General features: G+C 33.2%; 12 protein-coding genes. 1 reads left to right on the top strand and 11 read right to left on the bottom strand.

The window, feature by feature from the left end:
- Positions 1–35 precede the first annotated feature (35 nt).
- The 6 genes from N5D46_RS06080 to N5D46_RS06055 all read right to left on the bottom strand — a co-directional run bounded on the left by N5D46_RS06080 (position 36) and on the right by N5D46_RS06055 (position 5351).
- Positions 36–1028: a mannose-1-phosphate guanylyltransferase gene (locus N5D46_RS06080; RefSeq protein ID WP_280049464.1), complete on the bottom strand. Its 993-nt coding sequence runs from the start codon at positions 1026–1028 to the stop codon at positions 36–38.
- Between the two features lie 129 nt (positions 1029–1157).
- The gene (pyk, locus tag N5D46_RS06075) at positions 1158–2600 is read right to left on the bottom strand and encodes a pyruvate kinase (protein ID WP_280049463.1); all 1443 of its coding nucleotides are present in this window, start codon (positions 2598–2600) and stop codon (positions 1158–1160) included.
- A gap of 32 nt (positions 2601–2632) precedes the next feature.
- Entirely contained in the window at positions 2633–3091 is a 459-nt protein-coding gene (locus N5D46_RS06070) for an IPExxxVDY family protein (RefSeq protein WP_280049462.1), read from the bottom strand.
- Positions 3092–3095: 4 nt separating this feature from the next.
- Positions 3096–3848 (bottom strand): ribonuclease III, encoded by a 753-nt coding sequence (gene rnc, locus N5D46_RS06065; RefSeq protein ID WP_038336000.1) that lies wholly within the window; start codon positions 3846–3848, stop codon positions 3096–3098.
- A complete protein-coding gene (gene fabF, locus N5D46_RS06060) occupies positions 3848–5101 on the bottom strand; it encodes a beta-ketoacyl-ACP synthase II (protein ID WP_280049461.1) in 1254 nt (417 codons plus the stop codon). Before fabF ends, rnc begins: the two co-directional genes overlap by 1 nt.
- A 13-nt stretch (positions 5102–5114) precedes the next feature.
- Positions 5115–5351: an acyl carrier protein gene (locus tag N5D46_RS06055; RefSeq protein WP_038336002.1), complete on the bottom strand. Its 237-nt coding sequence runs from the start codon at positions 5349–5351 to the stop codon at positions 5115–5117.
- A gap of 228 nt (positions 5352–5579) precedes the next feature.
- Here N5D46_RS06055 and pckA point away from each other — a divergent pair, with 228 nt between their 5' ends.
- A complete protein-coding gene (pckA, locus tag N5D46_RS06050) occupies positions 5580–7151 on the top strand; it encodes a phosphoenolpyruvate carboxykinase (ATP) (RefSeq protein WP_280049460.1) in 1572 nt (523 codons plus the stop codon).
- Between the two features lie 192 nt (positions 7152–7343).
- Here pckA and N5D46_RS06045 read toward each other — a convergent pair whose 3' ends face one another.
- From N5D46_RS06045 to N5D46_RS06025, 5 genes are all read right to left on the bottom strand, one after another.
- Positions 7344–7994, bottom strand: coding sequence for a methyltransferase (locus tag N5D46_RS06045; RefSeq protein WP_280049459.1), 651 nt, complete (start codon positions 7992–7994; stop codon positions 7344–7346).
- A gap of 49 nt (positions 7995–8043) precedes the next feature.
- Positions 8044–9492, bottom strand: a complete 1449-nt coding sequence (locus N5D46_RS06040) for an ATP-binding protein (protein WP_280049458.1) — start codon at positions 9490–9492, stop codon at positions 8044–8046.
- Positions 9493–9494: 2 nt separating this feature from the next.
- On the bottom strand, positions 9495–10082 hold the full coding sequence (locus tag N5D46_RS06035) for a riboflavin synthase (RefSeq protein WP_280049457.1): 588 nt from the start codon (positions 10080–10082) through the stop codon (positions 9495–9497).
- Between the two features lie 104 nt (positions 10083–10186).
- Positions 10187–12034: a glutamine--fructose-6-phosphate transaminase (isomerizing) gene (gene glmS, locus N5D46_RS06030; protein ID WP_280049456.1), complete on the bottom strand. Its 1848-nt coding sequence runs from the start codon at positions 12032–12034 to the stop codon at positions 10187–10189.
- 46 nt (positions 12035–12080) lie between these two features.
- A complete protein-coding gene (locus N5D46_RS06025; protein WP_280049455.1) occupies positions 12081–13691 on the bottom strand; it encodes a DUF4270 family protein in 1611 nt (536 codons plus the stop codon).
- Positions 13692–13699 lie beyond the last annotated feature (8 nt).

Genomic DNA, 13699 nt, shown 5'->3' with positions numbered 1-13699 from the left:
ACATAAAAAAAGCACTCAAATCGAGTGCTAGGTATTTAAATTAATTCAGAATTTCTTTTTTCTAAATGCGTATAAACATTCTTTACTTCCTGCGAATATTCTTTTTGTAGAATTAAATTCGCGGTTGGGGTATTCACAAAAATAGTGTTTTGCAAACCGACAAAAGAAGTATAAACATCTGTTCCAATCACCATGTTTCCATTACGATCGACATAATGTCCGTTCATCACAAAATAATCATACAAGGATTCGAAAGAACCTAAATCATTCCAAACAAATTTTGCTGGAACTACTTTTATCTTCTTGCTTCGTTCCATTACAGCATAATCGATACTATTTGATGGAATATTCATTGAAAGTTCTTCGTTCAATTCTCCGTTTATATTTTCTGCCCAAGCAATTTTTGAAGCTTCGTAAATTTCTTTCTCAAATTTCTTTAGTTCTTTCAATAAAACACGTGCTTTGAAACAAAACATTCCACTGTTCCACAAAAAATTCCCTTGCTCGATAAAATCTTGCGCCGTAATATGATTTGGTTTTTCGCGAAACGATAACACAGTGTCTTCTTTGTGTTCGATATAGCCATACCCTGTTTCTGGTCGTGTTGGATGCACTCCAAATGTGACGATATAATCTTTTTCGGCTAACGCAATCGCTTTTTTCATTGCAACTTGATACGCTTCCATATCTTCGATCAAATGATCAGATGGTGTCACAATTAGAATATCATCATCCTCAACTGCTAAAGCTGCAAATGCAATTGCCGCTGCAGTATTACGTGGAACAGCTTCTACAATTTTCGTGTATTCAACATTCATTTTATCAAGTACTTCTTGACTTAAATGGTCATTATCTTTATTCCCAATCACCATTAATTTATCAGCAATTGGACGGTTACGTTGAATCGTTAACTCAAATAAAGATTGCCCATTAAACAGAGGTAAATATTGTTTTGGATGACTTTTTCGTGAAAGTGGCCAAAGTCTACTCCCAACACCACCAGATAAGATCACATTATAAATACACATAAATTCTTCTAATTCGAACTCGTAAAGATATTAAAAACTACTATATCATAGCATGCTATTATGATTTTTCTTTTAAACACAAAAAAAGCGTTCAAAATTGAACGCTTTAAAGTATTAGTATTGATTTTATTAAATCATCGAAATACGTAGTGTATTGGTAATTCCTTTCTCAAATGCTGGCATTGCATTCAGATTGATGATATAATCACCATATTCTACATAACCCTCATTTTTCGCTAAGATATTGACCTCAGTAACCGTTTGATCGGTAGAAGTATCGCGAGGATCGTAATTAATTGCTTTTACACCCCATAACAAATTCAACATACGGTTAATACGTTTACTTGGATTGAAAACCAAAATAAATGAATTTGGACGATGAGAAGAAATTTGGAAAGCGGTATAACCAGAATATGTTAAAGTGGCAATTGCTTTCGCTCCTGTATCTTCTGCCATTCTAGCTGCATTATAACAAACCATATCGGTTACAAAACGTTCGTTTTTGATCTTTGGTTTGTGTTCTGGTACATGTACGTGCTCATCATCTTCGACTGTTTGAAGAATCTTCGTCATTTTCTCGATAACTTGTACAGGATATTGCCCTACAGAAGTTTCTCCAGATAACATTACCGCATCCGCACCATCAAAAACTGCATTTGCAACGTCAGAAACCTCAGCACGAGTTGGTGTTAAACTCGAAATCATTGTTTCCATCATTTGTGTTGCAACAATAACTGGCTTACGCGCTAATTTCGCTTTGTCAATTAATTGTTTTTGCGCTTTTGGAACGATTTCAAACGGAACCTCAACACCTAAATCTCCACGAGCAACCATTAATCCATCCGAAAATTCTAAAATATCATCGATATTTTCTAATGCTTCAGGTTTTTCAATTTTAGAGATAATTGGAATTTTTACTGTTCCATGTTCTTTGATAAATTCTGATAAATCTTTTACATCTTGTCCAGAACGTACAAAAGATAATGCAAACCAATCGACACGATTTTCGATTGCGAATTTTGCATCTTCTTTATCTTTTTCTGTTAGAGCAGGTAAAGAAATATTGGTATTTGGTAAGTTAACTCCTTTTTTAGAACGTAATGGACCTCCTTGAATCGTTTCTGCTTTTACAGTATCTGTTCCGTTTGTCTCGATTACTTTGAAGATTAATTTTCCGTCATCAATCAAAATATTTTCTCCCACTTGCACATCTTGCGCAAACTTTTTGTACGTCATAAAAACTTTTTCTTTCGTTCCTACAACATCCTCGTTTGTGAAAGTTAAAATATCTCCTGGATTGATTACGAAATCTTCGTGTTCCATTTTTCCAATACGCAACTTAGGTCCTTGTAAATCCGCTAAAATTGCTGTATTGTAGCCATGATCGTTATTTAATTGATGAATTGTTTCAATCTTACGTTTCACATCCGCATAGTCTGCGTGCGAAAAGTTGATACGGAACACATCTGTTCCTTTTCTCATCATTTCTAATAAAATCTCTGGACTATCGGTTGCCGGACCTAAAGTCGCGACAATTTTTGTCTTTTTAAGATATTGTCTATCGTAAATCATAATTTTTCCCTTTTTTTATGCACAATATTTTGTTAGAAAACCAATTGATCTGCATTGCTAATCAAATCGATATCTATTTTTTTGATCGTTCTTATAAAATCTTTTTCTACAAATGGTAGTTGAAGATATTGTAGTTCATCTTCCCAACCAGAGATTTTTACTACATAGTTGCAATCCTTGTAATTTGGCACAAGAATAACGCTCTCTTTGAAAAGATTGGATAAATCTACTTCATTTTTTTTAAAATCGGATTGATTTGGAATATTTTTAATGATATGATAATCTATTTTATTTGCTTCGTCTAACCATTGATAGGTTTCGAAAAAATAAGTATGCTCATCTAACCAAATATCCAAATCCTGAATACGCTCAAAACGCGTATCAAAAGTAGAGTTGAGATGGAAAATAAATTGTGTAGAAGTGTTAAAACTAGAATTTACGCCTATGAGATGAAAATCTATCCAATCATCATATAAGAGTAATTCTGCCATGTTTCTAAACTTTTTCTATTTTCTTTTGTAGCGAATAGTAGGCGCGTTTTGCTGCACTTTCCTCCGCTTTCTTTTTAGAAGTTCCTCTCCCTTTCGAGATAACTTTATCATTGAGACGGATAACGGATACAAAAACCTGCAAATCTTCTGCGTTTTGCTCCTCAAATGTATTGAATCTTATCGTATTTCTCGTTTTTTGACTCCATTCCAAAATCAACGATTTGTGACTTGTAATCGTGTGTTCCAAACGGTCTAAATCCGCATAAGGGTCAATAATTTTGACTTGAATAAATTTTTGTACAGCATCTATGCCTCCATCAACATAAATTGCACCAACCAACGCCTCCAACATATCACCATTTACATCTTCACCTAAATTGTTGTGATTGTTCATTGGATCCAAATAATCCAACAAGCCAAGTTGTTTGGAAACGGCATTCAATTGTTTACGCGAAACAATTTTAGAGCGCATTTTTGTCAAATAACCTTCTTGTTGATCTGGCGCTTTGTAGTATAAGTGCATTGCTGCAGAAGCACCAAGTAATGCATCTCCTAAAAACTCTAATCTTTCAAAGTTTATACTGTTTCCATTTTCATCTTTTTTCTGTGCAGATCTGTGGGTAAATGCTTCTTTAAAAACCTCAACATTGCGAGGAGTATAACCCAAAATCGACTTCAAAAATTTCAAAAAAGGATCAGATGAATTTGAATCATCACGATGATTTTTAAAAGAAAATAATTTTTTTAAGAAAGACATTACTTATACTTCTTAAATATCACACAAGCATTGTGACCACCGAAACCAAAAGTATTACTCAATGCATAATCTACATTTTTCTCTTTTGCTTTATTAAATGTATAATCAATTTTAGGATCAAGATTTTCATCATCCGTAAAATGATTAATTGTTGGTGGAACGATACTGTTATTGATTGCTCCAATAGCCGAAATCGCTTCAATAATTCCTGCACCACCTAATAAGTGACCAGTCATAGATTTTGTTGAATTGATTTGAATATTATAAGCATGTTCTCCAAATAATTTTTGAATTGCTTTAGATTCTGCAATATCACCTAATGGTGTAGATGTTCCATGCATATTGATATGATCCACGTCTTCTACATTGATATTTGCGTCTAATAAAGCCTCTCTCATCACATTAAGTGCGCCTAATCCTTCTGGATGTGGTGCTGTAATATGATGTGCATCTGCTGTCATTCCTGTTCCTACTAATTCAGCATAAATGGTAGCTCCACGTGCAATTGCATGTTCGTACTCTTCTAACACAATACATCCAGCTCCCTCTCCCATTACAAAACCATCGCGGTCTTTATCGAATGGACGAGAAGCAGTTTGTGGATCATCGTTTCGTGTAGATAACGCATGTAATGCATTGAAACCTCCAATACTTGCAGCTGTAATCGCAGCTTCTGACCCTCCTGCAACAATTGCATCAGCTTTTCCAAGTCTTAATAACATATAAGCGTCAATAATTGCATTTGTTGAAGAGGCACATGCCGAAACAGTTGTATAATTAGGTCCCATAAGACCAAATTCCATTGAAATATGACCAGGCGTGATATCTGCAATCATCTTAGGGATAAAGAAAGGATTGAAACGAGGTGTTCCATTTCCTGTCGCGTAATTCGAAACTTCTTCTTCAAAAGTTTTAATTCCACCGATACCAGATCCCCATATAACGCCGATACGCTCTTTGTTTACATTTGTATCTTCTAAGATTCCACTGTGTTTTATTGCCTCTCTAGCTGCAATAATTCCCAATTGGGCACAACGGTCAATTTTTCTTGCCTCTTTACGATCAAAATGATCTTCAATATTGAAGTTCTTGATCTCACAAGCAAATTGTGTCTTAAAAAGAGTTGCGTCAAAAAGCGTAATAGGCGCAGCGCCACTTACACCATTCACTAATCCATTCCAATATTCTTGGTATGTATTTCCGATTGGTGTTAGCGCGCCTAAACCTGTTACTACTACTCTTTTTAATTCCATAAAATAGGAACTATTACTTGTTTAAGTCTTCGATGTATGTTACAGCTTGACCTACAGTAGAAATTTTTTCTGCTTGATCGTCTGGAATTTGGATATCAAATTCTTTTTCGAATTCCATGATTAATTCTACTGTGTCTAATGAATCAGCTCCTAAATCGTTAGTGAAACTTGCTTCTAGCGTAACTTCGCTTTCGTCAACTCCTAATTTATCTACGATAATCGCTTTCACTCTTGATGTAATGTCAGACATAATTTTCTAATTTTAATTGTTGTAAACTAGTGCAAAAATATAAAACTTATATTAAATACAAGCTTTTTTTTATATGCACGCATAAGAACTTGCAAATATATGGTGAATAAATATTCACGAAAACGTTTAAGTGAATGACATAAGTCAAATTTTTCACGCTTCTTTTTATTGTAACTTTGTGCAAAGTTTTTACCTTTAATATTTTAAAATACTATAAAAATCACAAAAATGAGCATAGAATTGGCATCTTACGGAATAAAAAATTCCAAAATTAACTATCAATTATCTCCTCAAGAGCTTACGGAGAAAATGGTAGAGCTAGGACAAGGAGAAATTACATCTTCTGGAGCAGTAAATATGTTAACAGGAGAATTTACAGGACGTTCGCCTAAAGACCGTTTTATTGTAAAAGATGATATTACTGCAGAAAACGTTTGGTGGGATGGAAACATCAATATTCCTTTTGATTCTGATAAATTTGACGCTTTGTATGATAAAGTTGTGGAGCATTTAAGCAACCGCGAAATTTATGTACGCGATGCTTTTGCTTGTGCTGATGATGCTTACAAAACAAAAATTAGAGCAATTACAGAAACTCCTGCTGCTAATTTATTTATCTATAACATGTTTATTCGTCCAACGGAAGAAGAATTAAAAAACTTTGGTGATGCTGAATGGACAATTATCAATGCGCCAACTTTTGTTGCAGACGCTAATGAAGATGGTACAAGACAACACAATTTCTCTATCTTAAATTTTAAACGTAAAATCGTTTTAAACGGAGGAACTGGTTATACAGGAGAAATGAAAAAGGGTATTTTCTCTGCCTTAAACTTCATCATGCCAGTATTCAGAAATACTTTACCAATGCACTGTTCTGCAAACTCTGGTGAAAATGGAGATACAGCAATGTTCTTTGGTTTATCTGGAACAGGAAAAACAACTTTATCAGCAGACAAAAACAGACGTTTGATTGGTGATGATGAACACGGATGGACAGAAGACAATACGGTTTTCAATTTTGAAGGTGGTTGTTACGCAAAAGTTATCAACTTATCTCCAGAAGGTGAGCCAGAAATTTTTGCAGCAATCAAAGACGGAGCTTTATTAGAAAACTGTAAATTAATTCCAGGAACTAACGAGGTTGATTTTACAGATACATCTATCACAGAAAACACACGTGTTTCTTATCCAATTGATTATATCGAAAATATTGCAGTTCCTTCTGTAGGAAAGAATCCTAAAAATATTTTCTTCTTATCGTTTGATGCTTACGGAGTTTTCCCTCCAATTGCAAAATTAAACCCAGATCAAGCAGCTTACTTGTTTATCTCTGGATATACATCTAAAGTTGCTGGTACAGAAGCTGGTGTTACAGAGCCTCAAACTACATTTTCTACATGTTTTGGTGCACCATTTATGCCATTACATCCAACAAAATATGCTGAAATGTTGAGCGATAAAGTTGAGAAAACTGGTGTAAATGTTTGGTTAATCAATACAGGTTGGAATGGTAAAAAAGAGCGCATGTCTTTAAAAGACACTCGCGCCGTTATCAATGCAGCTTTAAATGGAGATTTAAACAACGTAGATTTCAAAAAAGATCCTTATTTCGGATTTGAAGTTCCAGTTGCAATCGAAGGTGTTGCTTCAGAAAAATTAAGTCCAGCGACTTCTTTTGATTCTACAGCAGCATACGAAGCAAATGCGAAAGAATTAGCAGATAAATTCAAAGCGAACTTCAAGAAATTTGAAGAGTTTGCAACGGCTGATTTATTAGCTGGTGGACCAACTATTTAAGGTTAAGATTGAGGTTGAGAATGAGTTTTTAACTCATTTTGAAAATCAGAAATAAATACAAAACCGAGCAAATTGCTCGGTTTTTTTTATGTTTTTATACTTTGAATAATTTTCCACATAGACACATAGAAATTGATGATTATTTGATAAAAAATCAGTAGTTTACTCATCGTTTTTCGTCTTTGATGAAAATTACATTTTCAAGTAAAAATCCTTTGTCAACTGAATATAATCTTCTGTGTACTGATGGCGATCGACTTCAATGATTAGTTCTTGTTCTTCTACTTCTTTTTCATGAAAACTAAATTCTAACAACACACGTTTTGTAACCGTTGTCGAATTCCCTTTGATATAAACAACTCTAGATAATTTTAAAGCGTTTTGAGCCGTTATCATACAAAAATCACCCATTTGATCGTATGGAATTATAAAACTCGCTAATCCGTCTTTTTGTAGTAATTCGGCAGTTTTTTTTATTAATTCTTCGAAAGTCAAGGTTTCTTGCTGGCGTGCTTGTTTACGCGCATCAAAATCAACAGTATCATTCACCACAAAAAAAGGTGGATTACTGACAATCAAATCATATTTTTTATTGGTTGAATAATCTTGAAGCGATGAATTAAAAATGGTTAATCGATCTGAAAAAGATGCATTCTCGAAATTTTCTTTTGCTTGTAAAAAAGCATCGTTATCAATTTCTATTGCCTCAATCATAGAAAGAGGAAAACGTTGCGCTAACATCAACGAAATTAATCCAGTTCCTGTACCAATATCTAAAATAGTATTTCCACTTTTTAAAGTAGCCCATGCACCAAGTAAAACACCATCTGTGCCTACTTTCATTGCGGTTTTGTCTTGAAAAATTTCGAATTGTTTGAATCGAAAAGGTTTTCTATTCATTGCAAGGAATCAAAATGTAGAATGTTGTACCAACAGAAATTTCAGTTTCAAAACGAATGGTTCCATCATAATCGTCAATAATTTTTTTCACCATTGGCAAACCAATTCCCATTCCACTATTCTTTGTTGTAAACTTTGGAATAAAAATAGAATCTTGTGATTCGACAGGAATTCCATCCCCATTATCTTGAATGGTTAGATGTAAGAAACCTCCTACTAAAAACACATCTACTTTAACTTTCGCAATACGAGATTGTGGAATAGATTGAAACGCATTTTTTGTAATATTTGTAATAATTCGATTCAAATATTGTTTATCAAAACGCATCATGATGATGTTTGGAGAATAATTAAATTCGATGAACTCCATTGGAAAAACATAAAGCGTGTTTTTTATAACATCAACTACATCGATTTTTTCATCGTTACGAGAAGGCATTTTAGCAAAATCTGAAAAAGCTTCGGCTATCGCAGAGATGGTATCAATTTGTTGCAATAAAATATTAGTTGTTCGCATCGTCTTTTCTTCAAGATTTGGATCATTTACATCAAATTTTCGCATAAAATTCTGTAGCATTAATCGCATTGGTGTTAATGGATTCTTGACTTCATGCGCAACTTGTTTCGCAAAATCTCGCCATGCTTCTTCACGTTCTTGCTTAGCTAATAAATCTGATTGTTCCCGCAATCGGTACAACATATCATTATAAGAATCTACCAGAACCTTTATTTCATCGTTACCATCGTAACGAATCGGCATATTGTTTACAATAACTTCTGTTTCTCGAATACGATCTGCAAACGACCAAAGTTTATTCAATGTACGTTTTGTAACAAAATAAACCGCTAACGTCCCAAACAAAAGAATAACTCCAAAAGCTAATCCATAACTCCCAATTAAGGTAAACATGTCTTGTTGTAAAAAATCTTGGTTAGATTGATAAGGTAGACAGAGAATAGCAATGTTTTCATTGTAATAATTTTTGATATGACTATAAGACGAATAAAGATTGTTATCATCAGCGGTATCTTTATTCGTTACAATAAAATCATTTGACTTTTGTAGTTTGTCTAATATTTTTTGAGGCAAAACATTATAAGTCGTTGAAACCGGCTGAGTGGTTAAAATTTTATTACCACGTAAATCATAAATTACAATATCGGTTTTATTGATATCACCGATGCGAAGAAAACCATCTTCTAAAATCTCGTGAATATTATCTTTGGTTGCAATTCCAGGATAATTATCCATTTCATAATCTATCGCAGACTCTACCGCTCTAACTTTTCGTTTGAGAATATCTTCGTGATATTGTTTAGTTTGTTCATTGAAATGATTGGCAGTAATCAGCAAGATAGCACCTGCTGTAAATAACAAAATCGTTACCATATAAATGATAATACGAACGGGTAGCGATAGGTTATTTTTTTTTCTAATCATTTTTATTGTTGGAATAATCTTTTGACGTATTTTCCTAAGATATCAAATTCTAAATTCATTGTATCGCCCACTTTCACTTGATTAAGGTTTGTAAACTCCCAAGTGTAGGGAATAATTGCAACCGAAAACTGTCCAACTTTACTGTCTACAACTGTTAAACTAATTCCGTTAAGACAAATCGAACCTTTTTCTACTGTAACATTTCCAGACGATACTTCATCATATTCTACAGTAACAAAAAAGCTACCATTTTGGTTTTCTATCGAAACAACTTTTCCGGTTTGATCTACATGTCCTTGCACAATGTGACCATCGATACGACCATTGTATTGCAAACATCGTTCTAAATTAATTAAATCTCCGTTTTTTAATGTGTTAAAATTTGTTTTTCGCAAAGTTTCCTCTATAGCAGTAACTTTATAAAGCCCATCTTTGAAATCAACAACCGTTAAACAAACTCCATTATGTGCAACACTTTGATCAATTTTTAATTCCTCACAAAAATCAGCCTCAATCCATAAATGTAAATTAGATTGATCTTTTTCCGCTTTAATAAGCTTTCCTACTCCCTCTACTATTCCTGTAAACATGATGTTATTTTTGGTGAAATTAATAATTAAATTAAACTTATAAAATGAAAAAGGGATGATTTTAAAACATCATCCCTTAATTATATAAACGCTGTAATAATTTTTTACTCTACAGTAACAGATTTTGCCAAATTACGAGGCTGATCTACATTCTTACCTAATTTAACGGCAATCCAGTACGATAATAATTGTAATGGAATAGCTGTTAGGATTGGAGAGAATTCTTCTGCTGTTTCTGGAATTACTACGTAATCATCTGCCATAGCAGTTACTTGATCATCACCATCATTCACAATTGCAATTACTTTAGCACTACGTGATTTAATTTCTTGAATATTAGAAACTACTTTTTCGTAATAACCTTTTTTCGTTGCAATAACAATAACTGGCATATTTTCGTCCAATAAGGCAATTGGTCCGTGCTTCATTTCTGCTGCTGGATAACCTTCTGCATGGATATATGAAATTTCTTTCAATTTTAATGCTCCTTCTAAAGCCGAAGGATAGTTGTATCCACGTCCTAAGTAAATTGCATTTCTGTTATCTTTGTATTTTTCTGCAATTTGATCAACAACACCTTCACAGTTGTCTAAAATTTGTTGAACTAAATCTGGAATACGCTCTAATTCTCGTGTTAACAATGTAAATTTCTCTGTTGATAATTCACCGTTTTGTTTACCTAATTTTAAGGCAATCAATGCTAAAATTGTTAACTGAGCTGTAAATGCTTTTGTTGATGCAACACCAATTTCTGGTCCCGCATGTGTATAGGCACCAGCATCTGTAATACGAGCAATAGAAGAACCTACAACATTGTTAATTCCAAAGATAAATGCACCATTTTCTTTTGCTAATTTAAGTGCTGCCAATGTATCTGCTGTTTCTCCAGATTGAGAAATTGCAATCACGACATCGTGTTTATTGATGATTGGATTGCGGTAACGGAATTCAGATGCATATTCTACTTCTACAGGAATACGAGCGAAATCTTCGATCATGTATTCTGCAACCAAACCTGCATGGTAAGAAGTTCCACAAGCAACAATGATGATACGTTTTGCATTCAAGAATTTTTCTTGATGATCCCAAATACCAGCCATTTTAATAACGCCTTCGTCTACTAATAAACGTCCACGCATTGTATCACGAATAGAACGAGGTTGTTCGTTGATTTCTTTTAACATGAAATGCTCGTAACCACCTTTTTCAATCGCTTCGATATTTAATTGTAACTCTTGAACATCTAAAGAAACCGCTTCGTTATTTTGGATTGTACGTACATCAACTTCTTTATCTAAAGTAATTGTGGCCATGTCACCATCTTCCAAATAAACCGCATCTTTTGTAAACTCGATAAACGGAGAAGCATCAGAAGCAACGAAAAATTCGTTCTCTCCAATACCAATTGCTAATGGAGAACCTAAACGACCTACAACAATTGTATTTGCTTCTTCTTTATCTAAAACAGCTATCGCATATGCTCCAATCACTTCATTCAAAGCTAAACGAACTGCGTCAGTTAAGTTTAAATTTTGTTCTTCTTGAAACAATTGAATAAAGTTTACTAAAACTTCTGTATCTGTATCACTATGAAAAACGTACCCTTTGTCTTTTAATAATTGTTTGATTGATTCATAATTTTCGATAATTCCGTTATGAACCAATACCAAACGTCCATTATTAGACATATGTGGATGAGAGTTTACATCATTTGGAACACCATGTGTTGCCCAACGTGTATGCCCAATTCCTAAATGAGGTGTTTTATCTAAATTTGCTGATTTATCTTCTAAATCTGAAACTTTTCCTTTTGTTTTTACCAATTCAAAATCGGTACCAGTAGAAAGAACTAAACCTGCACTATCATATCCACGATATTCTAGTCTTTTTAGTCCATTAATTATAATTGGGTACGCTTCGCGATGTCCAATATATCCTACAATTCCACACATAATATTTTATAGTATTTTAAGTTAAATTCGTTAAATATAATACGCCCTATTTTTGAGAGTAATATACCAATAATTTCAATTTTTTATCCGCTACTTCCGAATTATTTCCGTGTAAAACAATTCTGTATGGATTATAAGCTCTATTATTTTGATAAGGATTTGTACTATTAATCGTAGTTGCATCGCTAACAGATGTTATAAAATTACCCATTGTAATAAACATCGTTTGATCTTTATACTCATTTCCTTTCTCTAACATGCTTTTTAGATGTTTCGTGATATCAATTGTATAATAATCAGTATCTCCTTTTACAATAGGATTAAAGTGAACTGATGTAGGATATGAATTATAGAATTCTAAAACGTCTGCATACAATTCATTTATAACTTTATCATCTTTTTTGTAGTTATTCCAAGCAACTAAATAAGGCGGTTTTGGAAAACTAGTTGAACCATCAATATAGAATTTTAATTTTGCTCCAAGAATCACAATATTACTTTTTGTCATCTCAGATTTTAATTCATCTAATTGCGTTTGATTGATTCTTAATTTTGCATAATTTCCACTCATTCCGCTTAAATACAATCTTGCATCACCATTCACTTCATCAGGTTTGATTGTAGAATAAAGAGAACCTACTGTATTATTCACAATTTGAGAAGCAATAATATTTGCATTATTTGCAGTACCTGAATTCCATTGATTTGTCATATCAAATGCATAAGTTCCACTCAAACGTTCTTTGTAACTTGTGTCTGAACTTGTTTTTGCTGTCGGATTTTTGTATGAATAATACATATTCAAGTCAATTTTATTTGGATTAAAATTGACAATAAATCCATTTGATTCTTCAACAGAAAACTCTAAACCTTTGATATTTTCACGAATAAATGTTGCGTAATCATCAAGTAATCCTGTTTTAGCATTTTTAATAATTTTTTCGTCAAAATAATCTGGATCTAAAGAAACTTTGTAACCAGGAACAACCTCAGAAATATTAGAAGTTTCAGTTTTTTGTTTAACAACTTTTCCTGTTACTGTTTTTCCGATTGTAGCTTTTCCAATTACTCTCGAATTAACAGAAATTGGCGTCTCAAGTCCACTTAATGTTGAAAAATATTTTGTGTCTTTGTATAAAACCGTATTAATGTCTTTAATTTTCAACGTCATTGTTAAATCCTTACTCCCATACAAAGAATCTACTGCATACTTTGTTGTAATTTGGATTGTATCTGTATCTTTTGGTTTCTCTCCTGGTTTAGAAAGATTGATTGTATCTTTAGAAATTGGATCTTTAGTCGTGTTGTAATAAACTGGAATTACCAAATTCACAGAATCTACTTTAGGTTCTGTTCCAAAATCCTGATCACCAATAGACGAAGGTCTAATTTGTGTATAAAACTTAGAGGATGTAGAACCAAAAATTGGTTCGTTGTACACACCAAAAGCTCCATTTTGAAGTACAAATTTATCTGTACGAAGCGTATCAAAATTTGCATTAAAAGCAATAACATCTAAGGATTTTACATTTCCTTCTGCCTCACCTCTAATCACATTGTTATCTAATCCTAGTGTTTCATCCTCACACGAAACAATTGCTCCCATTCCAATCATCATTGCAACAGACACAGAAAGGACATTCAAAAATTTTTTCATTAATCTAA

It is taken from the genome of Empedobacter sp. GD03865 (assembly GCF_029840775.1).
In the GTDB taxonomy this organism is placed as follows: domain Bacteria; phylum Bacteroidota; class Bacteroidia; order Flavobacteriales; family Weeksellaceae; genus Empedobacter; species Empedobacter falsenii_B.
Note: the sequence above shows the minus strand (reverse complement) of the source record. Positions and strands in the feature narration are given on the sequence as shown.